Origin of the sequence: Mesorhizobium sp. BH1-1-4, assembly GCF_020165665.1 — a bacterium.
Classification (GTDB): domain Bacteria; phylum Pseudomonadota; class Alphaproteobacteria; order Rhizobiales; family Rhizobiaceae; genus Mesorhizobium.
Genome location: NZ_JAIUIN010000001.1, coordinates 614,626 through 639,212, shown reverse-complemented (window position 1 = coordinate 639,212; position 24,587 = coordinate 614,626). Strand labels below are relative to the sequence as shown.

25 protein-coding genes are annotated in these 24,587 nt (G+C 64.7%); 15 read left to right on the top strand and 10 right to left on the bottom strand.

Going from position 1 to position 24,587, the window contains the following annotated elements; all coding sequences use genetic code 11:
* Positions 1 to 126 precede the first annotated feature (126 nt).
* Positions 127 to 1,632, bottom strand: a complete 1,506-nt coding sequence (gene hisS, locus LB569_RS02940; protein ID WP_224690984.1) for a histidine--tRNA ligase — start codon at positions 1,630 to 1,632, stop codon at positions 127 to 129.
* A gap of 249 nt (positions 1,633 to 1,881) precedes the next feature.
* On the opposite strand from hisS, the gene LB569_RS02935 reads away from it, so the two are divergent.
* Positions 1,882 to 2,133: a hypothetical protein gene (locus tag LB569_RS02935; protein ID WP_224690983.1), complete on the top strand. Its 252-nt coding sequence runs from the start codon at positions 1,882 to 1,884 to the stop codon at positions 2,131 to 2,133.
* 48 nt (positions 2,134 to 2,181) lie between these two features.
* Positions 2,182 to 2,571: a hypothetical protein gene (locus LB569_RS02930; RefSeq protein ID WP_224690982.1), complete on the top strand. Its 390-nt coding sequence runs from the start codon at positions 2,182 to 2,184 to the stop codon at positions 2,569 to 2,571.
* A gap of 90 nt (positions 2,572 to 2,661) precedes the next feature.
* Here LB569_RS02930 and LB569_RS02925 read toward each other — a convergent pair whose 3' ends face one another.
* Positions 2,662 to 3,300: a DNA-3-methyladenine glycosylase I gene (locus LB569_RS02925; protein WP_224690981.1), complete on the bottom strand. Its 639-nt coding sequence runs from the start codon at positions 3,298 to 3,300 to the stop codon at positions 2,662 to 2,664.
* A gap of 212 nt (positions 3,301 to 3,512) precedes the next feature.
* On the opposite strand from LB569_RS02925, the gene LB569_RS02920 reads away from it, so the two are divergent.
* Positions 3,513 to 4,244, top strand: a complete 732-nt coding sequence (locus LB569_RS02920; RefSeq protein WP_140709232.1) for a L,D-transpeptidase — start codon at positions 3,513 to 3,515, stop codon at positions 4,242 to 4,244.
* Between the two features lie 256 nt (positions 4,245 to 4,500).
* Positions 4,501 to 5,421: a bifunctional 5,10-methylenetetrahydrofolate dehydrogenase/5,10-methenyltetrahydrofolate cyclohydrolase gene (locus tag LB569_RS02915; protein WP_224690980.1), complete on the top strand. Its 921-nt coding sequence runs from the start codon at positions 4,501 to 4,503 to the stop codon at positions 5,419 to 5,421.
* Between the two features lie 16 nt (positions 5,422 to 5,437).
* Here the strand turns inward: LB569_RS02915 and glcF are convergent, their stop codons facing one another.
* The 4 genes from glcF to LB569_RS02895 all read right to left on the bottom strand — a co-directional run bounded on the left by glcF (position 5,438) and on the right by LB569_RS02895 (position 11,234).
* The gene (gene glcF, locus LB569_RS02910) at positions 5,438 to 6,763 is read right to left on the bottom strand and encodes a glycolate oxidase subunit GlcF (RefSeq protein WP_224690979.1); all 1,326 of its coding nucleotides are present in this window, start codon (positions 6,761 to 6,763) and stop codon (positions 5,438 to 5,440) included.
* A gap of 65 nt (positions 6,764 to 6,828) precedes the next feature.
* A complete protein-coding gene (locus LB569_RS02905; RefSeq protein ID WP_224690978.1) occupies positions 6,829 to 8,034 on the bottom strand; it encodes an FAD-binding protein in 1,206 nt (401 codons plus the stop codon).
* A 223-nt stretch (positions 8,035 to 8,257) separates the two neighbouring features.
* A complete protein-coding gene (locus tag LB569_RS02900; protein ID WP_224690977.1) occupies positions 8,258 to 9,754 on the bottom strand; it encodes an FAD-linked oxidase C-terminal domain-containing protein in 1,497 nt (498 codons plus the stop codon).
* A 157-nt stretch (positions 9,755 to 9,911) separates the two neighbouring features.
* Positions 9,912 to 11,234, bottom strand: a complete 1,323-nt coding sequence (locus tag LB569_RS02895) for a DUF3422 family protein (protein ID WP_140709242.1) — start codon at positions 11,232 to 11,234, stop codon at positions 9,912 to 9,914.
* A 208-nt stretch (positions 11,235 to 11,442) separates the two neighbouring features.
* Here LB569_RS02895 and LB569_RS02890 point away from each other — a divergent pair, with 208 nt between their 5' ends.
* Genes LB569_RS02890 through LB569_RS02880 form a run of 3 tightly spaced genes read left to right on the top strand, consistent with a single transcriptional unit; the run spans position 11,443 to position 14,215 of the window.
* Positions 11,443 to 12,246, top strand: a complete 804-nt coding sequence (locus tag LB569_RS02890) for an FCD domain-containing protein (RefSeq protein WP_224690976.1) — start codon at positions 11,443 to 11,445, stop codon at positions 12,244 to 12,246.
* A gap of 24 nt (positions 12,247 to 12,270) precedes the next feature.
* A complete protein-coding gene (locus LB569_RS02885; protein ID WP_140709246.1) occupies positions 12,271 to 13,407 on the top strand; it encodes an alpha-hydroxy acid oxidase in 1,137 nt (378 codons plus the stop codon).
* Positions 13,408 to 13,441: 34 nt separating this feature from the next.
* The gene (locus LB569_RS02880) at positions 13,442 to 14,215 is read left to right on the top strand and encodes a metallophosphoesterase (RefSeq protein ID WP_224691122.1); all 774 of its coding nucleotides are present in this window, start codon (positions 13,442 to 13,444) and stop codon (positions 14,213 to 14,215) included.
* Positions 14,216 to 14,248: 33 nt separating this feature from the next.
* On the opposite strand, the gene LB569_RS31760 is transcribed toward LB569_RS02880, so the two are convergent.
* The gene (locus tag LB569_RS31760) at positions 14,249 to 14,380 is read right to left on the bottom strand and encodes a hypothetical protein (RefSeq protein WP_013893872.1); all 132 of its coding nucleotides are present in this window, start codon (positions 14,378 to 14,380) and stop codon (positions 14,249 to 14,251) included.
* Between the two features lie 286 nt (positions 14,381 to 14,666).
* Positions 14,667 to 15,365, bottom strand: coding sequence for a type 1 glutamine amidotransferase (locus LB569_RS02875; RefSeq protein WP_224690975.1), 699 nt, complete (start codon positions 15,363 to 15,365; stop codon positions 14,667 to 14,669).
* Between the two features lie 89 nt (positions 15,366 to 15,454).
* Between LB569_RS02875 and LB569_RS02870 the strand changes: the two genes are divergently transcribed.
* The 5 genes from LB569_RS02870 (at position 15,455) to LB569_RS02850 (ending at position 19,773) form a co-directional block, all read left to right on the top strand.
* Positions 15,455 to 16,102: a hypothetical protein gene (locus LB569_RS02870; RefSeq protein WP_224690974.1), complete on the top strand. Its 648-nt coding sequence runs from the start codon at positions 15,455 to 15,457 to the stop codon at positions 16,100 to 16,102.
* Between the two features lie 31 nt (positions 16,103 to 16,133).
* On the top strand, positions 16,134 to 16,868 hold the full coding sequence (locus tag LB569_RS02865) for a 16S rRNA (uracil(1498)-N(3))-methyltransferase (RefSeq protein WP_224691121.1): 735 nt from the start codon (positions 16,134 to 16,136) through the stop codon (positions 16,866 to 16,868).
* Between the two features lie 117 nt (positions 16,869 to 16,985).
* Positions 16,986 to 18,359, top strand: a complete 1,374-nt coding sequence (locus LB569_RS02860) for a glutamate--cysteine ligase (RefSeq protein ID WP_224690973.1) — start codon at positions 16,986 to 16,988, stop codon at positions 18,357 to 18,359.
* An 89-nt stretch (positions 18,360 to 18,448) separates the two neighbouring features.
* Positions 18,449 to 19,483, top strand: coding sequence for a DUF937 domain-containing protein (locus LB569_RS02855; protein WP_224690972.1), 1,035 nt, complete (start codon positions 18,449 to 18,451; stop codon positions 19,481 to 19,483).
* Positions 19,484 to 19,548: 65 nt separating this feature from the next.
* Positions 19,549 to 19,773, top strand: a complete 225-nt coding sequence (locus LB569_RS02850; protein ID WP_224690971.1) for a type II toxin-antitoxin system HicB family antitoxin — start codon at positions 19,549 to 19,551, stop codon at positions 19,771 to 19,773.
* 140 nt (positions 19,774 to 19,913) lie between these two features.
* Here the strand turns inward: LB569_RS02850 and LB569_RS02845 are convergent, their stop codons facing one another.
* Positions 19,914 to 20,204, bottom strand: a complete 291-nt coding sequence (locus LB569_RS02845) for a DUF1127 domain-containing protein (protein ID WP_224535804.1) — start codon at positions 20,202 to 20,204, stop codon at positions 19,914 to 19,916.
* Between the two features lie 179 nt (positions 20,205 to 20,383).
* On the opposite strand from LB569_RS02845, the gene LB569_RS02840 reads away from it, so the two are divergent.
* The 3 genes from LB569_RS02840 (at position 20,384) to LB569_RS02830 (ending at position 24,158) form a co-directional block, all read left to right on the top strand.
* Entirely contained in the window at positions 20,384 to 21,340 is a 957-nt protein-coding gene (locus LB569_RS02840; RefSeq protein WP_140709262.1) for a LysR substrate-binding domain-containing protein, read from the top strand.
* 63 nt (positions 21,341 to 21,403) lie between these two features.
* On the top strand, positions 21,404 to 23,035 hold the full coding sequence (xseA, locus tag LB569_RS02835; RefSeq protein ID WP_224535806.1) for an exodeoxyribonuclease VII large subunit: 1,632 nt from the start codon (positions 21,404 to 21,406) through the stop codon (positions 23,033 to 23,035).
* Between the two features lie 4 nt (positions 23,036 to 23,039).
* Positions 23,040 to 24,158, top strand: a complete 1,119-nt coding sequence (locus LB569_RS02830; RefSeq protein ID WP_140709266.1) for a P1 family peptidase — start codon at positions 23,040 to 23,042, stop codon at positions 24,156 to 24,158.
* A 55-nt stretch (positions 24,159 to 24,213) separates the two neighbouring features.
* Here LB569_RS02830 and LB569_RS02825 read toward each other — a convergent pair whose 3' ends face one another.
* Positions 24,214 to 24,465, bottom strand: a complete 252-nt coding sequence (locus LB569_RS02825) for a DUF768 domain-containing protein (protein WP_015316487.1) — start codon at positions 24,463 to 24,465, stop codon at positions 24,214 to 24,216.
* Positions 24,466 to 24,587 lie beyond the last annotated feature (122 nt).

The window sequence follows — 24,587 nt, the reverse complement described above, 5'->3', positions numbered from 1 at the left end:
CAAAGGGGGAGATCGGATGTCGCGCACGCCTTCGCCAACCACCGTCGTTGCAGAAAGGGCTCCGCACTTGAAACTGCCAATCTCCCCCCTTGCGGGGGAGATGTCCGGCAGGACAGAGGGGGGTGTTCAAGCGCCACCCTTCACACGATCGGCAGCCTGCGCCGCCAGGATCTTCCTCACTTCGGCAACCAGCTCACCTTCCGCCACCGTCACCTGCGCCGGGCGTGCGGCGCGCCATTCGGCATTGTCGGTGATTTCGGCGGACATGCGCGCGCCTTCGATCAGGTCCTTGATCTGCAGCTCGCCCTTGGCGCGCTCGTCGCCGCCCTGGATGATGGCGACCGGACAGCCGCGCCGGTCGGCATATTTGAGCTGCGCCTTCATGCCGGCGCCGCCGAGATACATTTCGGAGCGGATGCCGGCGGCGCGCAATTGCGAGACCATCTTCTGGTAGCGGCCAAGGCTTTCCGTGTCCTTGTCCATGACCAGCACGACGACCGGCGCGATGACGTCGGCGCTGTCGAGCTTGCCGAGATTCTTCAGCGCCGTCATCAGCCTGGAAACACCGATCGAAAAACCGGTCGCCGGCACCGGCTCGCCGCGGAAGCGCGAGACCAGACCGTCATAACGGCCGCCACCGCCGACCGAACCGAAGCGTACGATCTGGCCGTCCTCATTGGGGATTTCGGCCAGCAGTTCGGCCTCGAAGACCGGGCCAGTGTAATATTCCAGGCCGCGCACGACGGAACGGTCCATGGCGACGCGGTCCTCGGCGTATCCGGCGGCCCTGACCAGGGCTTCGATCGTCGCGAGTTCGCCAACGCCTTCCTGGTAGGTCGCGTTGCCGCTGACACTGGCGTCCTGGCCGGCCTGCGCATTGCGCGCCGTCGCCAGAAGAACGGCCTCGGCTTGCGTATCGTCCAGCCCGGCGCCCTTGGCGAAGTCGCCTTCGCCTTCTTTGCCGCCGTCCCAGCGCCCCGGGCCAAGCAGAAGCCGGACACCTTCCGGACCAAGCTTGTCCAGCTTGTCGATGGCGCGCAGCACCGTCAGCCGGCGGCCGGCATTCCCGTCGCCACCTAGACCGATCGCTTCCAGCACGCCGTCCAACACCTTGCGGTTGTTGACGCGGATGACGTAGTCGCCGCGCTTGATGCCGAGCGCTTCCATGACGTCGGCCATCATCATCGCCATCTCGGCATCGGCGGCGACGCCCGGCGTGCCGATCGTGTCGGCGTCGAACTGCATGAATTGGCGGAAGCGGCCGGGGCCGGGCTTCTCATTGCGGAACACCCAGCCGGACCGGTAGCTGCGGTATGGCTTGGGCAGGCGTTCGAAATTCTCGGCGACGAAACGCGCGGTGGGCGCCGTCAGGTCGTAGCGCAGCGACAGCCACTGGTCGTCGTCGTCCTGGAAGGAGAATACGCCTTCGTTCGGCCGGTCCTGGTCGGGCAGGAATTTGCCCAGCGCATCGGTGTATTCGATCAGCGGCTGGTCGGCCGGCTCGAAGCCGTAAAGCTCGTAGACCGAGCGGATCGTCGCCATCATCTTCTCGACGGCACGGATGTCCTCGGCGCCGCGGTCGGCAAATCCGCGCGGCAGCCGCGCTTTCGTCTTTTCCGATTTGTCGGCCATGAGATGAGCACCCGGTGTTTCGTGGCGCCGCATAAACAGGAAGTTCCTGTTCCGCAGCGCGCGTTTCCTAACCGATGAAGCCGGGAGCGGCAAGGGTTGGCGCCCCCCAGCGCGCCTGATGAGTTCACGAAGAATCGAACCCCCCTGAAACAAAACCGCACCAAGAATGAAACAATGCCGCCATGAGCGCGGCATCGTGCCGACACAATCGCGGCCGATATAGCGCACCGAAACGAAGGGGTTCGGGACATGAGCAGCGCTACGGAATTCCATGCCAACAGCGACGCCGGTGAACTGCCGGCACGCCTGCGTCCGGCGAGCAGTCATGCACCGAAAATGGTTGGCCAGACGGCCGGGCCGTTCGATGTGACGGCCGGCACAAGCAAGGAGCCTTCCCTGCGCGACGCCCTGGTGACCGGCCTGCTGGTGATCTATCCGACGGTAGCCACCGTGGCGGCAATCGTCGCCGGGCTGTTCCTGGCCGGCGCCAACGGCACCTGAAAGCACCCGCCTCACGGAAGCGATTTCATTCTTGATTGGGGATTGAGCATGCGCCTGAGCTACGCATACGCGCTTGGCTGCGCACTTCTTCTTGGAGCGGCCAATCCGGCCAGCGCCGCCGGCTGCAAGCCCGGCGACGCGGGCCTTGCCGGGCATTACTATCTGCGCGGCGTCATGGAGGTCGGCTCCGAACTGCTGCTCAGGAAAGACGGCAGCTTCGAATTCATGCTCGCCTATGGCGCCAACGACCAGTACGGCAAGGGCTGTTGGGTGAAGAAGGGCTCGACGGTCGAGGTCATTCCCGCCGGACGCAGCGCGGCATCGACCCATCATACGCCCGACGACAGCGGTTTCAGCGGCCTTGTGCTGACCATTTCCGGCCGCAGCCTGGTGTGGGACATCAACGGCAGCGGGCACGAGGGACGGTTCGAGAAGTGAGGGCAGCGCGAGCATTCGGAGGTTCGCCCCGCCCCTCATCCGGCCCTTCTGGCCACCTTCTCCCCGTGAACGGGGAGAAGGCAAAAGTGGCTATTTCGGCCGCTTGAAAGCCTGCCGCTCCTTCTCGATCTCCTTGCGGCACACGCAGCCTTCGAGATGGTCGTTGACCAGGCCCATGGCTTGCATGAAGGCGTAGACGGTGGTCGGGCCGACGAAGGTCCAGCCGCGCTTCTTCAGCTCCTTCGAAATCCTGACCGAGACCGCGGTGGTCGGGTTGGCGCGCAGATGGGCGAGGTCGACGGTTTGCGGCCGCTCCTCCTTGCCGGGTTCGAACTTCCAGAACCAGGCGGCCAGCGAGCCGAACTCGTCGACCATCTCGCGGGCGCGTTTGGCATTGTTGATGGTCGAGACGATCTTGCCGCGATGGCGAATGATGCCGGCATTGCCGAGCAGGCGCTCGACATCCTTGTCGGTGAAGGCGGCGACCTTGTCGAAGTCGAAGCCGGCGAAGGCCTCGCGAAAATTCTCCCGCTTGCGCAGAATGGTCAGCCACGACAGCCCCGACTGAAATCCTTCCAGGCAGATCTTTTCGAACAGCCTGCGGTCGTCGGCCACCGGCCGGCCCCATTCATGGTCGTGGTAGTGCAGATAGTCCGGCAGATTGCCATGCCAGAAGCAGCGCACGACACCGTCGGGACCGGCAAGCAGGCCGGTATTTTCATTGCTCATCTCAAGAAATCCATCCGTTAACGCGCTTGCGCGCCGCTTTTACCGTGGCTTTACCAGATTCCTGAACCCGGCGGTAACCACACCAAAAGGTTTACCGACAGAACCGCATTTTACGCATTCCGATTCATGTTTCGGTTGCTGCTCGCCGCCAATGATCGCGAAAACCGGGAGCGTTCTTGCCCGGCGTGTCAGGCGATCAAGGTGCGTTCCCGATGAAATTCCTGCTTCCGTTGTTCAGCGCGGCAGTGCTTGCCGCGAGTACCATGCCCTCCCTTGCCAATGACCGCTATGCCGACAGGCCGCCGGTGATGGTGAGCCCCGACCTTTCCGCGCCCTGGGTGCTGCAGCTTGGCCAAGCGCCCGGCATCGTGCGGCAGAACCGGCAGGCCGTGCAACAGCAGCCGCGCCAGCGCACCGCGCAGCCCGACCGCGTGCAGACGGCGGGCGTGCCGGCGCCGGCCAAGCGCACGGTCATGCGGCCGCAGATCAACCCGGTCTACCTGCCGCAGGAAGTCGCTTATGACGGCGGCCAGAAGCCAGGCACCATCGTCATCGATACCACGCAGAACTTCCTCTATCTGGTCGAGAAGAACGGCAAGGCGCGGCGTTACGGCGTCGGCACCGGCAAGCCCGGCTTCGAATGGTCGGGCACGCACAAGATCACCAACAAGCGCGTCTGGCCGGATTGGCGTCCGCCAGCCGAGATGATCAAGCGCGAGGCGGCCAAGGGCCGCTATCTGCCGACCTATCTGGCCGGCGGCATGGAAAACCCGCTCGGCGCGCGTGCGCTCTATCTCGGCACGACGGAGTACCGCATCCACGGCACCAACCAGCCCTGGACGATCGGCGGTGCGGTGTCGTCGGGTTGCATACGCATGCGCAACGAGGACGTGGTCGACCTTTATGAGCGGGTCAATGTCGGAACCACGGTCGAGGTGATATAATAGCTTACGCGAATCACTGGCCGGCAAAGCACTTCGCTTTTCGAGGCCAGTACAGGGATAACGGGGGACGGGCCGTATGGGGATGCGGTCGGTCAGGAAGGGGCGCGCGGGAAACCGCGCGGCCCTCTCTTTTTGGCTGGTGTCGGATGTGGCCCGCGTCGTTGCGTCGCGCAGGAGGTATCGCCGTTCGCTTTCGTGCTGACATTTTCGACGTTCTTTTGCTATGTCGGCGTCAACGAACGAAAAGAGTCCCTCCATGTCCCTGTCCGACGACAGCCGCTATCTCAAGGGCGGCCCGGTTGCCCAGCGCATCATCGCCGCCGTGCGCGAGGATGCGGCCATTGCCAAAGCCGAGGGTTTTCCGCCCAAGCTGATGTCGATCACCGTCGGCGATACCGACGCGGTCGATGTCTATGTGCGCAACCAGCGTGCCAAGGCCCAGCTCGCCGGCATCGATTTCGAGGAACGGCGCTTTCCCGCCACCATCACCTCCGGCGAACTCGAAGCGGCGATCCATGGGTTGAACGCCGATCCGCGTGTCACCGGCATCATCATCCAGCGGCCGGTTCCGGCGCATATCCCGATCAAGACGCTGCAGGCGGCCGTACATCCGCTGAAGGATGTCGAGGGCATGCACCCGGCCTCGATCGGCAACATCGTCTACAACCAGCTCGATCTGGCGCCCTGCACGGCCGCTGCCTCGGTCGAGTTGCTCAAGGAAACCGGCCTCGACCTCAAGGGGCTGGAAGTGGTCATCGTCGGCCATTCAGAGATCGTCGGCAAGCCGATCGCGTTCCTGCTGATGAGCGAAGGCGCGACGGTCACGGTCTGCCACCACATGACGCGCTCGGTCGCCGCCCATGCACGGCGTGCCGACGCGCTGTTCGTCGCCGTCGGCAAGCCCAGGCTGATCAAGGCCGACATGGTCAAGCCGGGTGCGGCCGTCATCGATATCGGCATCAATTCGGAGATCGGACCAGACGGGGCGGGCCGCATTGTCGGCGACGTCGACACCGAAAGCGTGCGCGAGGTTGCCTCCTGGATCACACCTGTGCCGGGCGGCGTCGGCCCCATCACGGTGGCGATCCTGCTGCGCAACACGATGGTCGCGCTCAGCCGCCAGCGCGCGCTCTACGAGGCGACCTACGGCACGGCGGACAGGCTGGCGGCGGAATAGCGCCGGAACGGACGCCCTACTCCGCCGCGATCAGGCCGTCTTCCGCAACGCCGTCCGGTCTTGGGCCGCCATAGGCCCAGTCGAGCAATTTGATCGTGTGCACCACCGGCATGCTGGCGGCGGAGGCGATCTGCGTGATGCAGCCGATATTGCCGGTGGCGACGATCGATGCGCCCGTCGCCTCGATGTTCTTCACCTTGCGGTCACGCAGCCTGGCCGAGATCTCCGATTGCAGGATGTTGTAGGTGCCGGCCGAACCGCAGCAGAGGTGGCCCTCGCGCGGCTCGCGCACGATGAAACCGGCCTTGGCGAGCAGTTCCTTCGGCTGGCGGGTAATCTTCTGGCCGTGCTGCATCGAGCAGGCCGAGTGATAGGCGACGATCGTGCCCGGCTTGCGCATTGGTTCCGGCAGGTCGATGGCGGCGAGATACTCGGTGACGTCCTTGGCCAGCGCCGACACGCGCGCGGCCTTGTCGGCATAGGCCGGATCGAGGCGCAGCATGAAGCCGTAATCCTTGATCGTCGTGCCGCAGCCCGACGCGGTGACGATGATGGCGTCGAGCCCGCCCTCATCGACGGCGCGGGTCCAGGCATCGACATTTTGCCTGGCCGAGGCAAGGGCGGCTTCTTCCCGCCCCATATGATGGACCAGCGCCCCGCAGCAGCCCTCGCCCGGCGGCACCACGACCTCGATGCCGAGCCGGGTCAGCAACGAAATGGTGGTGTCGTTTATGCCGGGATCGAGCACCGATTGGGCGCAGCCGGTGAGGATCGCGACGCGTCCTCTTTTTGCTCCCTGTCCGGCATGGACGCCCGGCAAGGCCATCGGCGAGGCCGCCGGAATGGATGCCGGCGCGAGCTTGAGCATGGCGCCGAGCGGCTTCAGCGCCGGGATCTTCTCGAACAGGCCTATGAATGGCTTGCCCAGCTTCGCCAGTTTGAGCGCGGCGCGGAAACGCCGGGGATAGGGCAGCACGAAGGCCAGCATGGCGCGGATCAGCCGATCGAGCAGCGGGCGCTTGTACGTCTCTTGGATATGGGCACGGGCATGGTCGACCAGATGCATGTAGTTGACGCCCGACGGGCAGGTGGTCATGCAGGCGAGGCACGACAGGCAACGGTCGATATGGGTGACGATTTCCTTGTCGGCGGGACGGCCGTTCTCCAGCATGTCCTTGATCAGGTAGATGCGCCCGCGCGGTGAATCGAGCTCGTTGCCAAGCGTCACATAGGTCGGGCAGGTGGCGGTGCAGAAGCCGCAATGCACGCATTTGCGCAGGATCTTTTCGGACTCGGCGACATCTGGATCGGCAAGCTGCTCGGGCGAAAAATTGGTCTGCATCTCTGACGCTCTGTTTAGACGCAATTCCGGACGAAAAACCGTTTCACACTTTTCCTGGAATTGCTCTAGGCCATGCGGCCGGGATTGAGGATGTTCTTGGGGTCGAATTCCTGTTTCAGCCGCTGGCTCAGCGCCGCCAGCGCCGGCGCCTGGGGCTCGAACACCGGCAGCGCGGCGCGATGGGCCGGCGCGGCGCGCACCAGCGTCGCGTGGCCGCCGCCATGTTTGCGCAACAGCCCGCGCAGGAGGCCGGCTTCGGGATCGCCTTCCTCCATGCGCAGCCACACCAGCCCGCCCTGCCAGTCGTAGAACGCGCTTACGGCAGCCTGCATGCGCAGCGTCAGGACCATCTGGTGTCCCTGCGCGGGCGTCATCGACACGCGCCAGACCGGTTTCTCGCTGCCATCGGCGAATGGCTTGCAATCGCGCACGTCGCGCCAGATCGCCTTCGAGGCCTCACCGGAAATCTCCTCCAGCGGCCCCGCCCTGCCGAGCAGTGCCTTCAGCGCCGCGATGCGGTACGCAACGGACGGGCCAAAGCCTTCGACGCGCAGCAGCGTGGCGGCTTCACTGCCAAGACTTCCACCGGCGACGCGCGCGGCGATCCGCTCCGGCAGATGGGCCGCGCTCGATACTTCGGCGCTGGAGCCGAGCGCCAGGGCCATGGCACTTGCCGCGGCATCGTCGAGCAGCCCACGGACGGCGAGCGTCACCTCAGTCTCGGCGGCCGGCAGCACCTTGAAGGTGACCTCGGTGAAGACGGCCAGCGTGCCCCAGCTGTTGGCCATCAGCTTGGAGAGATCGTAGCCGGTGACGTTCTTGACCACGCGGCCGCCGGACTTGAAGGCCTCGCCCCGGCCGGAGACGACGTTGATACCCAGGATATGGTCGCGCGCGGCGCCCGCCTTCAGCCGACGTGGGCCGGACAGGTTCGCGCCAAGTACACCGCCGATGGTGCCTTTGCCCGGCTCGCCACCGAGCAACGGGCCGTAGTCCATCGGCTCGAACGCCAGTTGCTGGCTGTTTTGCGCCAACAGCTTCTCGATATCGGCCAGCGGCGTGCCTGATTTGGCCGACAGCACCAGTTCGGCCGGCTCGTAGAGGGTCACGCCGGAGAGTTTCGACAGGTCGAGCGTGTGCTCGGTCTGCAACGGACGGCCGATGCCGCGCTTGGAACCGTGGCCGAGGATTTCCAAGGGCGTTTCTTCCGCCGCCGCCCAGGCAACGGTGGAGAGGACTTCGGCTGGAGTGGCGGGTGTGAAGGTGGTCATAGGCGTGACATGCCACTTGCAAGTGCAGAGACGTCGAGTTCCTTCACACCCCCCTCTGTCCTGCCGGACATCTCCCCCGCAAGGGGGGAGATCGACTCCGATAGCCCCCTTCGCCAACTACCTACGTTGGGCAGCGGGCGCGACATTGAAGCGGCCAATCTCCCCCCTTGCGGGGGAGATGTCCGGCAGGACAGAGGGGGGCGTTCAAGCACCAACATGCAACTCAAAACCTCGGAATGTCCGGAAACGCCACCTGCCCCCGATGCACATGCATGCGCCCTAGCTCGGCGCAGCGGCGCAGTTGCGGGAACACCTTTCCGGGGTTGAGCAGATGGTTGGGGTCGAAGGCGCATTTGACGCGCATCTGCTGGTCGAGATCGACCTGATTGAACATTTCCGGCATCAGGTCGCGCTTTTCGACCCCAACACCATGCTCGCCGGTGAGCACGCCACCGACCTTGACGCAAAGCCGCAAAATATCGGCGCCGAAGCTTTCGGCCTTGTCGAGTTCACCCGGCACGTTGGCATCGTAGAGGATCAGCGGATGCAGATTGCCGTCGCCGGCGTGAAAGACGTTGGCGACGCCGAGACCGTATTTTTCCGACAGCTCGCGCATGCCGGCCAGCACGCGCGGCAGTTCCTTGCGTGGAATGGTGCCATCCATGCAGTAATAGTCGGGCGAGATGCGGCCGACGGCGGGGAAGGCCGCCTTGCGGCCGGCCCAAAAACTCAGCCGCTCCTGCTCGGACTGCGAGATGCGGCACGTGGTCGAGCCGTTGCGAATAGCGATCGCCTCGACCGCGGTGATGAGATGATCGACCTCGACACCGGGGCCATCGAGCTCGACGATCAGCAGCGCCTCGACATCGAGGGGATAGCCGGCATGGACGAAATCCTCGGCAGCGTGGATCGCCGGCCGGTCCATCATTTCCATGCCGCCCGGAATAATGCCGGCGCCGATGATGTCGGCGACGCACTGGCCGCCCTGCTCGCTGGTCGGAAAGCCGATCAGCAAGGCGCGCGCCGTCTCCGGCTTCTTGAGGATGCGCACCGTGACCTCGGTGACGACGCCAAGCAGGCCTTCCGAACCGGTCATCACGCCGAGCAGGTCGTAGCCTTCCGCGTCGAGGTGGCTGCCACCGAGCCGCACCACCTCGCCATTCATCAGCACCATCTCGATGCCCAGCACATTGTTGGCGGTGAGGCCGTATTTCAGGCAGTGCACGCCGCCGGAATTCTCCGCCACATTGCCGCCGATCGAGCAGGCGATCTGGGAGGACGGATCGGGGGCGTAGTAAAAGCCCTCCTGCTCGACCGCTGTGGTGATGCCGAGATTGGTGACGCCGGGCTGGGCAACGACGATGCGGTTGGGAAAATCGATCTCGAGGATGCGGTTGAACCGGCTCATGACGAGCAGCACCGCGTCCTCCAGCGGCAACGCGCCGCCCGACAGCGAGGTGCCGGATCCGCGCGGCACGACACGGATGTTGCGGTCGTTGCAGTATTTCAGCACCCGCGAAACCTGCGCGACCGTCTCGGGCAGCACCACGACCAGCGGCAGTTGGCGGTAGGCGGTCAGGCCATCGCTCTCGAAGGCGCGCATGGCGTTGGCGGCGTCGACAACCCCCTCGCCCGGCACGATGATGCGCATGTCGGCGACGATTTCGCTACGCCGGCGCAGCGTCTCGGCGTCTGGCTTGGGCATGGCAAGGCCGGACATCGGCGCTTCCTCCACTCAACTGGTAAAAATGATTTACCAGCTGGCGGCATTTGTTGCAAACCTTTGCTTTGGTGGCGTCGGTGCGGCGGACGCAGGCAAAGCTTCCGCAGCGGCAATCTGCCGCTGCGCATCTGTCGCGCCCGAAGCATGCCGCGGACTATTCACCCGGATGTCTGGCCGGCTCGGAATGCATCCGTCGCACCCTGCGCACGCCCCACCAGACCAGCAGGATGGCAACCGGCACGGACGCCGCGGTGACGACCTCCGGCGCGAAGGCGTGGCCAAAGACCGACGCCCCCTTGGCGACATAGCCGATGAGGCCGACAACGTAATAGGAGACGGCGGCGACCGAGAGCCCTTCGACGGTCTGCTGCAGGCGCAGTTGCAAGCGGGCGCGGTTGTTCATCGAGGCGAGCAGGTCGCGATTCTGCTTCTCGACCTCGACGTCGACCCAGGTCCGCAGCAGCGTGGTGGCACGGGTCAGCTTGCGTGACAGGTTGGCTTGGCGTTCCTCGACCGAGCGGCAGGTTCGCATGGCTGGCGCCATGCGCCGCAGCAGAAAGCCCGCCCAGGTGTCGTAGCCCTGCACAGGCTCCTCATCCAGCGCCTCCAACCTTTCCGTGACGATGCCGTCATAGGCGCGGCTGGCGCCGAAGCGGTAAAGGCTGGAAGCGGCGTCCGCCTCCAGCTCGGCGGCGAGTTCGGTCAGGCCGGCGAGCAGCGTCTGGTTGTCGCGGGTTTCGGCGACCTTCATTTCCAGTGTCGTCTGCGCCAGGCGGTCCTCGATGCGGCGGGCGCGGCCGGACAAGGTGAGCGCCAGCGGCAGGCCGAGCATGGCAAGCGTGCGGTAGGTCTCGATGTCGATCAGCCGCTGCGACAGCGCGCCGGTGCTGGCCGGCGTCAGACCCCGGTCGAGCACCAGCATGCGGGTCATGCCGTCGCCGTCCTGGCGGAAGTCGGTGACGATGGCCGCGCTGCCGCGCTCGACCAGCGAGTAACAGAGGCTGGTCGGGTCGAAACCGGCGACCTGCCTCTCGCTCGTCTGGGTCCATTTGCGGATCTCGAGCCGGATGCCCGAGATGACGGTTCCCGGCGGCGAAAAGCCGTTGCCGAAGGGCGAATCCTCCTGCCCCCGGCCGTTCTCGGCAAGCGGCCCTTCCCAAAGATAGGTCGAGAACTCCGTATGCCGCTCCCAGCGTAGCGTGCCCTTGCCCCATTTCATGGCGTGGTGGCGGGCATGCCGCTCGGGGGCGGCGATGCCAAGACGGCGCGACAGTTCCGAAAGCACGGCATGGTCGACCGCGGAGCCGCCTTCGGTCATGAAGGAGAGCTGGACGAGGACGCGCGGCTTCTCGACCAGCGGATGCGGGCGGGCGTGAACCTCGCCGAGCGCGCCGGGCCGGCCTTCGTGCGCCGGAAAGCCCATGACGCTGCCTTGGCTGCGCGGCTGGAATTCAAGATTGGACGGCTCGTCCGACACGTCTGGTCCCCCTGGTTTCGACCCTTCGTGCAATCGCGCCGTCTTGCGGCAATCGGCAAGGGAGGTAAACAGCAAAGTTTAGCGCCGGGCGATATGCCGGCGCGGCGCGGAAATCGACGGGTCGAGACGAATTGGATAAATAATTTGACCAGTTGGCGACAGTGGCTTTAATCTGCGCGACATTCATTCCGTTCCCCAGGCGCTTCCCTTGAGCGACATTTTCTCCAGGATCGAGCATTCGCGCACCGCCGACGAGGTGGTGCAGCAGATCGAAAGCCTCATCCTCGAAGGCGTGCTGCGCACCGGCGACCGGCTGCCGGGCGAGCGCGAACTGGCGCGCCAGTTCGATGTGTCGCGGCCGATCCTGCGCGATGCGCTGAAGGCGCTCGAAGGACGCGGGCTGCTGACGACCAAGGCCGGCGGCGGCACGCATGTCGCCGACATTATCGGCCAGCTGTTCAGCAAGCCGGTGGCGGATCTGATCTCGACGCATCGCAAGGCGGTCGCCGACTATCTGGAGTATCGCCGCGAAATGGAAGGCATAGCGGCCGAATACGCGGCGCGGCGCGCCACACCGGAAGACATCGCCCTGCTCGACCGCATCATGGCGCGCATGGACGAGGCGCATCGCACCGGCAATTTCGACGACGAGGCCGAGATCGACGTCGAATTCCATCACGCGATCTGCGAATGCGCGCACAACATCCTGCTCTTGCACACGCTGCGCTCCTGCTACCGGCTCTTGTCGGAAGGCGTGTTCCAGAACCGGTTGCTGGTGTTCACCGTGCCCGGCGCGCGCGAGGCGCTGCTGGCGCAGCACCGGGCGATCCACACCGCGGTCAAGGCCGGCGACCCGGCCGGCGCCCGCCAGGCGGCGATGGAGCACATGACCTATGTCGAGCGTTCGATGGCGGAAGCCGAACGCAGCGGCGACTGGCAACGCGTGTCGCGGCTGCGGCTGCGGCAGCGCTCGGACGCCGGCGACAGCGAACCAGCGCGCGGACGCTCCTAATCATTCGATCAAGCGGGGACCATCATGAGCGACATTCTCACCATCGCAGACCTCAAGGATCTCGCGCGCCGGCGCGTGCCCAAGATGTTCTTCGACTATGCCGATTCAGGCGCCTGGACCGAGAGCACGTACCGGGCGAACGAGGAAGACTTCCAGAAGATCAAGTTCCGCCAGCGCGTGCTGGTCGACATGAGCAACCGCTCGCTGGAATCGACCATGATCGGCGAGAAAGTGTCGATGCCGGTGGCGCTGGCGCCGACCGGCATGACCGGCATGCAGCATGCCGACGGCGAGATGCTGGCGGCGCGGGCGGCGGAGGAATTCGGCGTGCCGTTCACGCTCTCGACGATGAGCATCTGCTCGATCGAGGATGTCGCCTCGGTGACGAAGAAACCGTTCTGGTTCCAGCTCTACGTGCTGCGCGACAAGGAGTTCGTGCTCGATTTGATCGACCGGGCGAAAGCGGCGAAGTGCTCGGCGCTGGTGCTCACCCTCGACCTGCAGATCCTTGGCCAGCGCCACAAGGACGTCCGCAACGGGCTGTCGGCGCCGCCCAAGATGACGCTGGCCAACATCATCGACCTGGCCAGCAAGCCGCGTTGGTGCCTGGGAATAGCCGGTACCAAGCGCCGCACCTTCCGCAACATCGTCGGCCACGCCAAGGGCGTCGGCGACGTCTCTTCGCTGTCGTCCTGGACGACGGAGCAGTTCGATCCGCAGCTGTCATGGAAGGATGTCGCCTGGATCAAGGAACGCTGGGGCGGCAAGCTGATCCTGAAAGGCATCCTCGACAAGGAGGATGCGCTGATGGCCGCCAAGACCGGCGCCGACGCGATCATCGTTTCCAACCATGGCGGGCGCCAGCTCGACGGCGCGTCGTCCTCGATCATGGCGCTGGAAGAGATCGCGGACGCGGTCGGCGACACAATAGAAGTGCATATGGACGGCGGCATCCGCTCCGGCCAGGACGTGTTGAAAGCGCTCTGCCTGGGCGCCAAGGGCACCTATATCGGCCGGCCATTTCTCTACGGCCTGGGCGCACTCGGCAAGGAAGGCGTTACCAAAGCGTTGGAAATCATCCGCAAGGAGATGGACATCACGCTGGCGCTGTGCGGAAAGCGTCTGGTCACCGACATGGGCAAGGACCAGCTCAGGCGCTAAATCCGTGACATCTGACCAAGGAGATATCCAGACGTTGGCGGAACCCGGCATCCATTTCCTCGACGCATGCGGGCCGGAAGGCGTGCGTCTCTACGCAATCGGCGACGTGCATGGCCGGCTCGACCTGCTGGCCGCCATGCACGGCCAGATCGCGGCCGAGATCGCCAGGGACCGTGTCGCGGACTGGCGCATTATCCATCTTGGCGATTATGTTGATCGCGGACCGGACTCCAAAGGCGTCATCGACTTCCTGATCGAGGCGCGCGAACGCGATGCGCGAAACCTGATGCTGGCCGGCAACCACGACATCGGCTTTCTCGACTTTCTCAAGACGCCCGACCCTGAAGGGCTCTTCATCCGCTACGGCGGCATCCAGACCGCGCAATCCTATGGGGTGGCGATCAACAACGGCAGCGGCGTCTGGTTCGGCAAGGCCGAGTCAGCCATGCGCAAGGGACACCAGGCCCTGCTCGAGGCCGTGCCGCAAAGTCATGTCGACTTCCTGCGGTCGCTGCCGTTCTCGGTGACGTCGGGCGACTTCTTCTTCTGCCATGCCGGCATCAGGCCGGGCATTCAGCTGGAGAAGCAGAACCCGCAGGATCTGATCTGGATCCGTGACGTCTTCCACGATCACACAGGTCTCTTCCCGAAGATCGTGGTGCACGGCCACACGCCGGTCCCCGAGGCGGAAGTGATGGCCAACCGCGTCAATGTCGACACGCTCGCCTGGCAATCAGGCATGCTCACCGCGCTCGTCGTGGACGGCGCGGACAAACGCATCCTGGAAATGTCGATAAAGGAGCCTTGAGCCCCCGGTCCGAGGACGCGAGGATACCCTGGCTTAGCGCAGGGAGGCGGTGACGCCGTAGCCGTCGACCGCATTGTGGTTGTTGGCGGCGTCGGCGGCATAGATACCCAGGCCGCAAAGCACGATTGCGGACAGCATGGCAAAGGACAGAAGCGCTGCTTTCACGGACGTCATCTCTTGTTGAGCTCTCTGCATCTGTGCACCAGGCGGTTACCAATGCGTTGAAATGGATAATTCGCTTCAAAGTTTCGAAGATTTCGCGCTTCTAGGCGCGTTCTGTATCGGCGGTGTGTCGCACGGGTCACACAAAAGGTTCACCGCGGTTGCACAGCCGATGCAGGGCGCGCGCCTTCTAGGATAGCGGGCGGACACAAGCCAAGGATGAAAGGTGTTGTCCCGGACGGATTCTTGGCCGCGTGCCAATTATGCCACGCAGAGCATCAACGGACGCTTAGATCGTCGCTACCCAGGCACGGGCAATGGCAAGGCCAGCGGCATCGGCGTCGGGTCCGTTACGGGCCATTTCGCCGTCCAGCTTTCCGGCCCAGTCGGGATGGCGCACGGCAATGGTGGGCGCGAAGGAGGAACTCCAGTCCTGCACCATCGGCCGGTCGGCTTCGAAATGGAACTGGAAACCGTAGACGGCGCGGCCGACGCGAAACGCCTGGTTTTCGGCGACGTCGTTGCCGGCGAGCCGCACGGCGTCTTCCGGCAGTTCGAACGTGTCGTCGTGCCACTGGAAGATCGGGAACTTTTCCGGCAGTTCGGCCAGCACCGGATCGGCCTTGGCATCCGGCGTCAGCGACACGCCGCGCCAGCCGAATTCATTGGCGCCGCCGATGCGGTTCTCGCCGCCAAAGGCGCGGGCGACGAGCTGGCTGCCGAGGCAGATGCCGAGCACGGCTCGGTCCTTGCCGGCAAAATCGCGGGTCAGTTCGAGCAGCGCCGGAAAATAGGGATATTCATCGTCGGCCAGCGCATTCTGACCGCCGCCGAGCACCACCATGGCATCATGGCCGGCCGCGTCCCGCGGCAGCGGATCGCCCTTGTAGGGCAGGCGTATATCGAGGTGGGCACCGGCTTCCGCCAGTGCCGCTCCGACCTGGCCGAGCCCGGTATTGTCGTAGTTCTGGACCACCAGCACCCGCATGGAAAAACCTTGCTGACATGAAAACGATGCGACGAGCGATATCATGTTGCCGGCAAGACAGCCAAGATGCGTATCCCAGGAAGAAAACTATGCCACTGCAGAACCGGGTCGATCCGTTCGGCGCCATACACGCCGCGCCGGAACGCGGCCTGTTCACCGGCAATCGCGGCATCATCCACGACCCGGCAACGAAGACGCTCCTGAGAAAGCGCTGGGCGCTCCAGGCCTGGATCATCTGCGTGTGTCAATTCCGCGACGTGCGGCGCGAGCCAATGGGCCGCAACCGTCCCGGTGGCAAGGCCGGCTGGACCGAACTGTTTTTTCTCGACGAGGTGACGGCGCTCGCCGCCGGGCACCGGCCCTGCTTCTTTTGCCAGCGCGAACGCGCCAAGGATTTTGTCGGCCGTCTCGGCGAAGCCTTCGGTATTGCCGAGCCGCGCGCCCCGCAGGTCGACAAGCGGTTGCACAAGGAGCGGCTGGCTTCCGGCGGCAGACGGCCCGCCATCGCAAGGGATGCGCTTGCCCGCCTGCCCGACGGCGCGATGATCGCGGATGGCGGCAGTGCTTATGCCTGGCGCCACGGCAAGATGTTGCCGTGGGCTTTTGCCGGATATGGCCCGCCGACCAGCCTTGATCGGTTCGAGGCCAAGTCGCTTGTCCTGCTGACCCCGGAAACGACCCTTGCCGTCCTGCGTCACGGCTTTCAACCCATGTGGCATCCTTCGGCCGAGGCTTGACGGCGGCGGCCGGCTCGCCCATTCCTCGGCCATGCGCGCCAACTACAAGATGCAACGCCTGTTCGTGCCCGACGACCTCGGACCAGACATCGAGTTCGAGCCCGGCCAGCAGCAGAGCCATTATCTCCTGCATGTGCTGCGGCTCGCCGAAGGCGCCGAGGTCCTTGTCTTCAATGGTCGCGACGGCGAGTGGTCGGCGGCCATATCAGCGAAGTCAAAGCGGTCGGTGCGGCTGAAGGTTCTGGCGCCGCAAAGACCGCAGCCGCCTTTGCCCGACCTCATCTACTGCTTCGCGCCCCTGAAGCAGGGCCGGCTCGATTATCTCGTGCAGAAGGCGGTCGAGATGGGCGCCGGCGTCCTGCAGCCGGTCATCACCCAGCATACACAGGTAGCGAAGCCGTCCATCGAGCGCCTGCGCGCCAATGTCGTCGAGGCCGCCGAGCAGTGCGGCATCCTGGCGGTGCCGGAAGTGCGCGAGGCGGAAAAGTTCGAACGCCTGCTGACCGGCTGGGACAAGGAGAGGCGGCTGATCTTCTGCGACGAGGATGCCTCGACCAACAATCCGTTGCCAGCCTTGCAGGCGGTAAAGGGAAAGAGGCTCGCCTTGCTGGTCGGGCCCGAGGGCGGCTTTTCCGACGAGGAGCGGATGATGCTGCGGGCGCTCCCCTTCGTGAGCGCCATTCCGCTCGGGCCGCGTATCCTGCGTGCCGACACGGCGGCCGTGGCAGCGCTCGCGGTGATGCAGGCAACAATTGGCGACTGGTAGCGAAGAAGCCGTTCAATTCCTCTTGACCTCTGGCTCAGGATTTTTCGCTTGATCGTCTCCTGACATTTCGTCCATTTAGCGCCGGCGGTGGTCCAACCGCCTTTGAGGGCTTGAAAAATGGCGCGCGATACAACCGATTTCCGGCCCATCGAAGGCGTAGACGAACTCGTCGAGCACCTGGCGGAGGGCAACAAGCCGCGCGAAAAATGGCGGATCGGCACCGAGCACGAGAAGTTTCCGTTCTACGTCGATGGCAACGCGCCGGTGCCTTACGGCGGCGAGCGGGGCATCCGCGCCATCCTCGAAGGCATGCAGAACAAGCTCGGCTGGGATCCCATCATCGACCACGGCCGCATCATCGGCCTGGTCGAGCCAACCGGCCAGGGCGCAATCTCGCTGGAGCCCGGCGGCCAGTTCGAGCTTTCCGGCGCGCCGCTGGAAACGATCCACCAGACCTGCCGCGAGGGCAATGCCCATCTGGCGCAGGTGCGCGAGATCGCCGAGCCGATGGGCATCCGCTTCCTCGGCCTCGGCGGCAGCCCGAAATGGTCGCTGGCCGAGACGCCGAAAATGCCGAAATCGCGCTATGAGATCATGACGCGCTACATGCCCAAGGTCGGCACCAAGGGCCTCGACATGATGTACCGCACCTGTACGATCCAGGTGAACCTCGACTTCGAGAGCGAGGCCGACATGCGCCGCAAGATGCAGGTGTCGCTGAAGCTGCAGCCGCTGTCGACGGCGCTGTTCGCCAACTCGCCCTTCACCGACAGCCGGCCAAACGGGCTGCAGAGCTGGCGCGGCGACATCTGGCGCGACACTGACAACCAGCGCTCGGGCCTGCTCGAATTCTGCTTTTCGCCCGATTTCGGTTTCGCCGACTATGTCGAATGGGCACTCGACGTGCCGATGTATTTCGTCATCCGCGACGGCCACTATCACGACATGACGCATATCACCTTCCGCCAGTTCATGGCCGGGGCCGCGCGCAATGAAGTGCCGGACGGGCTGCCGACGATGGGCGACTGGGCGAACCATCTGTCGACTTTGTTCCCTGACGTGCGGCTGAAGCGTTTCCTGGAAATGCGCGGCGCCGACGGTGGACCCTGGAGGCGCATCTGCGCGCTGCCGGCCTTCTGGGTTGGATTGCTCTATGACGAGGCGGCGCTCGACGCGGCCGAGGCGCTGACCTCAAGCTGGACCTATGAAGAAACGCTGGCGATGCGTAATGCCGTGCCTGAGCTCGGAATTTCCGCACCCTTCCGCAACACCACGCTGCGCGAGGTCGCCCGCGACGTCATGGCCATTTCGCGCATGGGCTTGAAGAACCGCGGCAAGAAGAACCGCGACGGCTACGACGAAACCTCGTTCCTGAACACTTTGGACGAAGTGGTTGCGCGCGGCACCACCAGCGCCGAGGAGATGCTGTCGGCCTACCACACGCGCTGGGGCGGTTCGATCGAGCCGGTGTTCATGGAATACGCCTATTAACCCGGCGCACCAGGAGCGGCAAAAGCCGCTTCAATCGGGCGTTGAAACGAATTAGGCTCAGCTTCGAGGATTTCCCGGAGGAGAAGCCGATGCCCACCTTGTTCGACATGCTGACGCAGGCCCAGAACGGCAACGGCATGCAGACGCTTGCCCAGCAATACGGGCTTTCGCTGCAGCAGACGCAGGCGGCGGTCGCGGCCCTGCTGCCTGCCTTTTCACAAGGATTGCAACGCAACACCGCCGATCCCTATGGGCTCGGCGCCTTCATGACGGCGATGGCGAGCGGCCAGCACGCCAAGTATTTCGAGGACGCGACGCGCGCCTTCTCCCCGCAAGGCGTCGATGAGGGCAACGGCATTCTGGGCCATCTGTTCGGTTCGAAGGATTTGTCGCGCGCCGTGGCCAGCCAGGCGGCGCAGGCGAGCGGCGTCAGCCAGCAGGTGCTGCAACAGATGCTGCCCGCGATCGCCTCGATGGTCATGGGCGGCCTGTCCAAGCAAACGACAAACCAGTTGACGGGGGGCCAGATGCAGGCCTTCGGCGGCGGCAACAATCCACTGGGCGAGATCATCGAGCAGATGATGCGGCAAAGCGGCATGCAGGCGCCGGCGCCGCAACAGCGCCAGGCACCGCCGCCTCAGAACCCCATGGACAACCCGCTCGGCAAGGTATTGCAGGACATGTTCGGCGGCGGCTCACCACAACCACAAAGCCAGCCGCAGCCGGCGCCAAATCCCTATGGCGACAATCCGCTCGGCAAGGTGCTGCAGGACATGTTCGGCGGAGGCGCGCCGCAGCAACCACAAAGCCGACCCCAGCCCCAGCAGACACAGAGCCCCTACGGCGACAACCCGCTGGGAAAGATCTTCGAGGAGATGCTGCGGCAAGGCGGAGGCGGCGGCTTCGGAATGCCGGGCGGGCAGCCGGCGCCGCAACCTCAAGCGCCGCAGCCGCAGCAGCCCCAGGCGCCACAGCCGCAGGCCAATCCGAGCGGCCGGCCAAGGAACCCTTTCGACGACATTTTCGGCAAGATGTTCGAGACCGGCGCCCAACAACGCGACGAGTACCAGAAGGGCGTGGAGACGATCTTCGACCAGTTCAAGCGGGACATGGACCGGCGATAGCAGTTCAAGCGTCCGAGTCACCGCGCCTTTCAAACTGGTAACATTCATCGACGAGGCAAAGAGACATGACGGACAGACTTGAATATCCGGTCATCATCGCGCCGCTTGCGATGGAGGACGGAGATGGGTTTTCCGCCCTTGTACCGGACCTTCCCGGTTGCATGAGCGACGGTGAAACTCCCGAAAAAGCCATCGCAAACGTTCAAGACGCCATTGCATCCTGGATAGAAGCTGCGCACGAACTCGGCAGATCGATACCAAGGCCGTCGCGCAAGTTGGCTTTTGCCTAACCACAAAAGAAAAGCCCGGTCCTTGGGAGGACCGGGCAGCGTGCAGGCAGGCCGGCGGGGAACCGGCAGGGAGTGGGAGCCTGCATGAACCTTGGTCGCGCTGACCGCAAAAAGGTTCAACAAGACCGAAACTGAACCAATCAGGCCACTTTGCGGGCGATATCCTCGATCGTTTCCACGCGGTCGCTGGCGATTTCACGCAGGATTGCCGTCGGATCGCGGCCGAACGGCACGTCGATGGCAACATGCAGGTCGGCGCGCGTCAGGCCGATATCGGCGAGCTCGGCATCCGACATCTCGCCCAGGCGGTAGAAAGCACGGCGGTTTTTCCAGGCGCGGTAGAAATTGAAGGCGGCGTTGACCACGCGCGTCGCAACGGCCGGACGCGAGGTGATGCGCGAGGTCTCGGTGGCGAAATCGATCGTGGTCATGTCAGTCTCTCCTTCGGAGTCGAGCGGACGAAACCAGGCAATCGGCGCCCGGGAGAAGCGCCGTTCCGGTCTCAATACACATGCCTTCATGTGGACAATGCCAATTTGCCATCGCCGGATTGATTAATCCAACGAATGTTTTTAATCTTTGGCATCAACACTAGTGATGGATCACGCCGATGAAAGCGCCGCTCGATCTCGATCAGTTGCAGACCTTCGTCTCGATCGCCGACACCGGCAGTTTCACCCGGGCGGCGGAAGAGGTGCACCGGACCCAGTCGGCCGTGTCGATGCAGATGCGCCGTCTGGAGGAGCGGATCGGCAAGCCGCTGTTCGAGAAGGAGGGGCGCACCAACCGGCTGACGGAAGAGGGCGACAAGCTGCTCTCCTACGCAAGGCGGCTGCTCTATCTCAATCGCGAGACGCTCGCCGCCTTCGACGACCAGCGTCTCGAAGGCACGATCCGCATCGGCACGCCGGACGACTATGCCGACCGTTTCCTGCCCGAGATCATGGCACGCTTCACCCGCTCCAATCCGCGCGTCGAACTGACCGTCATCTGCGAGCCGACGCCGGGGCTGGTCGAACACATCAAGCGCGGCAATCTCGACCTGGCGCTGGTGACGCACAATGATGTGCGCGGCCAGTCGGAGGTCGTGCGGCGCGAACCGCTGCTGTGGGTATCCTCGGCCAATCATGCGACGCACGAGCAGGAAATCCTGCCGATGGCTTTTGGGCGGCCGAACTGCATCTGGCGGCGCGCCGCCGTCGACGTGCTCGACCAGCAGAACCGCGACTACCGTATCCTGTTCACCAGCTTCTCGGCGACGGTGATCACTGCGGCCGTGCTGTCCGGCCTGGCGATCTCGGTGCTGCCGGAATGCGCGCTCAGGCCCGGCATGCGGGTGCTGGGCGAGGCCGACGGCTTCGGCGCCCTGCCCGATTGCCGCATCGGCATCATGCGCGGCCAGACCTCGCGGCCGGAGATCGTCGATGCGCTTGCCCGCCACATCTCGGAAAGCCTGGACAACATCTCGGTGCCGCTTGGTGAGGAGACGGGAACGTTCGACTTCGCCGCCCTCGCCTTCGCCAAGATGAAGCGGACCAGGCCGAACCAGATCCTCCCAGGCTGGTAACAAGGTCATGACGCCCGACACGGGCGCCTTGACGCAGGCGCCCAACCAGCCCCCAATCGGCCGATGAGCGAAGCAGCATCCGAATCACGCACCAACGCCACCGAATATACGGTGAGCGAAATATCGGGCGCGCTGAAGCGCACGGTCGAGGACGTCTTCGGCAATGTGCGGGTGCGCGGTGAAATATCGGGCTATCGCGGGCCGCATTCCTCCGGCCACGCCTATTTCGCGCTGAAGGACGACCGCGCGCGGCTCGACGCCGTGGTGTGGAAAGGCACGATGAGCCGGCTGAAATTCCGTCCCGAGGAAGGGATGGAGGTAATCGCCACCGGAAAGCTCACCACCTATCCCGGCAAGTCCAACTACCAGATCGTCATCGACAATCTGGAGCCGGCGGGCGCCGGCGCGCTGATGGCGTTGCTGGAAGAGCGCAAGCGCCGGCTGCAGGCGGAAGGGCTTTTCGATGCCGGCCGCAAACGCCGGCTGCCGTTCATGCCGCGCGTCATCGGCGTCGTCACCTCGCCGACCGGGTCGGTCATCCGCGACATCATCCACCGCATCAAGGACCGCTTTCCGCTGCATGTGCTGGTCTGGCCGGTTCGCGTACAGGGCGACACGGCGAGCGCGGAAGTGACCAATGCCGTCACCGGCTTCAACGCGCTGGCATGGGACAACCCCATCCAGCGCCCCGATCTGCTCATCGTGGCGCGCGGCGGCGGCAGCCTGGAGGATTTGTGGGGCTTCAACGACGAGGCACTCGCCCGTGCCGTCGCCGCCTCCGGCATTCCGGTGATTTCGGCGGTCGGCCACGAGACCGACTGGACGCTGATCGACCTTGTCGCCGATGTACGGGCGCCGACGCCGACAGGCGCGGCCGAAATCGCCGTGCCGGTCAAAGCCGACCTCGAAGCGACTCTGGCCAGCCTCGGCGCGCGGCTCAAGGCAGCCGTCCTGCGCAATTTCGAACGCAAGCGGCAGGCCGCCCGTGCGGCGGCGCGCGCGCTGCCCTCGCCCGATCAATTGCTGGCGCTGCCGCGCCGGCGCCTCGACGAGGCGACATCGAGGCTCGGACGTGGCCTGATGGTCTCCACCGAGCGCAAGCGGGCACGATTCTTCGCCGTAAAATTGACCCCGACAATGCTTTCGCAACGGATTGCCGAGGCACGGCGCACCAATGACCGTAATCTTTTGCGGGCGCAGGGGGCTCTGCGCACTCTGGCGAGAACCCGGCGCGCGGAGCTCAATCGTGCCGCGGATCAGTTGCCAAAATGCGCCAAGGCGTCATTGCAGCGGCACAGACAGCAGTTGGCTTTGCTGCAGGGCCGCATCACGATCGAGCCGACAGCCCGGCGGCAACGTGTCCAGAGGGATCTGCTAACGGCTTTGACGAGACGCGGCGGCCAAGCGATGCTGCTCAGGTTGGAACGGTTGCGCGGCCGCATCGTCCAGGCCGAGCGGCTGATGGCGACACTGTCGCACAAGGCCGTCCTGGCGCGCGGCTTCGTGCTGGTGAAGGATGCCGACGGCGCCGTCATCAAGCAGGCCGCGGACGTGGCGTCGGGGATGGCGCTTTCGCTGGAGTTCGCCGACGGCACGGCCGATGCGGTGGCAACCAGCGGCGCGGCGCGGCCAAAGCCCGCCGCCAGGACCGCGGCCAAGGCTAGAGAACCCGGCAATCAGGGATCCTTGTTCTAAGAGCATGACCGACAATCCGCACCATCTGGCAACGCCATCCGGCAAGCCGCGCGCACGACATTTCGGCATCGGCTTCGACGGAACGCCCGGGCCGTTCAACGCGATCACCGACGTGCCCGGCGTCGCGGTCGGCTATGCGACGCTGATATCAGGCGATGGTCCGCTTGTCGTCGGCAAGGGACCAGTGCGCACCGGCGTCACCGCCATCCTGCCCAGGCCGCGCGCCGAGCTGGCGACGCCAGTCTTTGCCGGCATCTTCAGCCAGAACGGCAATGGCGAGCTGACCGGCTCGCACATCATCGAGGAAACCGGCGCTTTCAACTTCCCGATCACCATCACCAACACGCATTCCTGCGGTGTTTCGCGCGACGGCACGCTGCGATGGATGAACCGGGTGCTGCCGGCCGCGCTCGACAGCGCCTGGGGGCTACCGGTGGCGGCGGAGACCTATGACGGGTTCCTCAACGACATCAACGGGCATCATCTGACATCGGAGCATGTCGCCGAGGCGCTTGACGGCGCGGCCGGCGGAGCGGTCGAGGAAGGCAGTGTCGGCGGCGGCACAGGCATGATCACCTTCGGCTTCAAGGCAGGCTCTGGCACGGCCTCGCGCATCGTCGCATGGCAAGGGCGCGCCTACACGGTCGGCGCCTTCGTGCAGTCGAATTTCGGCAAGCGGCACAATTTCACAATTCGTGGCAGGCGCGCCGATCCCGAACTCACCGAACCAGCGATCCGCGAAGCCACGGCGCGCGCGGAAAAGGGCTCGATCATCGCCGTCATCGCCACCGATGCGCCGTTCCTGCCGCATCAGATGAAGCGGCTGGCACGCCGTGTGCCGCTCGGCGTCGCCATGACCGGCGGCTTCGGCTATCACAGCTCGGGCGACATATTCCTCGCCTTCTCGACAGCCAATCCCGCCGCGGCGCTGGCCCCGTCGGGTCGGATCGCCAGTGCCGATTTCATTCCCGATACGGACATCGATCCGTTCTTCGACGCCGTGATCCGGACCGTGGAGGAATCGATCCTCAACGCTCTGGTCGCCAATGAAGACATGATCGGCCGCGACGGCAACTTCGTGCCGGCGCTGCCGAAGGCGTGGCTGAAAGAAAAATTCGGCTGAGACGAAAACGCGGGCCGAAAGGCCCGCGCATTCAGACAGGGTTTGCCCTGAAAATCTATTCCGCGGCCTTGCTGGAAGCCTGCTGGTTTTCGTCGGCCTCGGCCGCTTCCTCGAGCCGGGAAGCGATCAATTCCTGGATATCGCCGACTTCCTCCTGGATGTCCTCCAGCGGTATGCCGACCTCGGCCGCCTTGGCGGCGCATTCGCGGGCCAATGTCTCGGCCTGCTTCTCGATTCTGGCGTGGGACTGGCAATGGACCTTTTCGCCGATCCAACCCCGCAAGAACTCGATCGCATGTTCACTCATACTGCTTTTCCCTGGCGGCAAAGCCGGTTGGTAATCACAAACGTCGGCATCCCGCAAAGGATGCATGCTCCCATTCCAGCCGAGTCGCGGCCAGCCGGCAAGTCAATGCCGTCCAGGGTCCA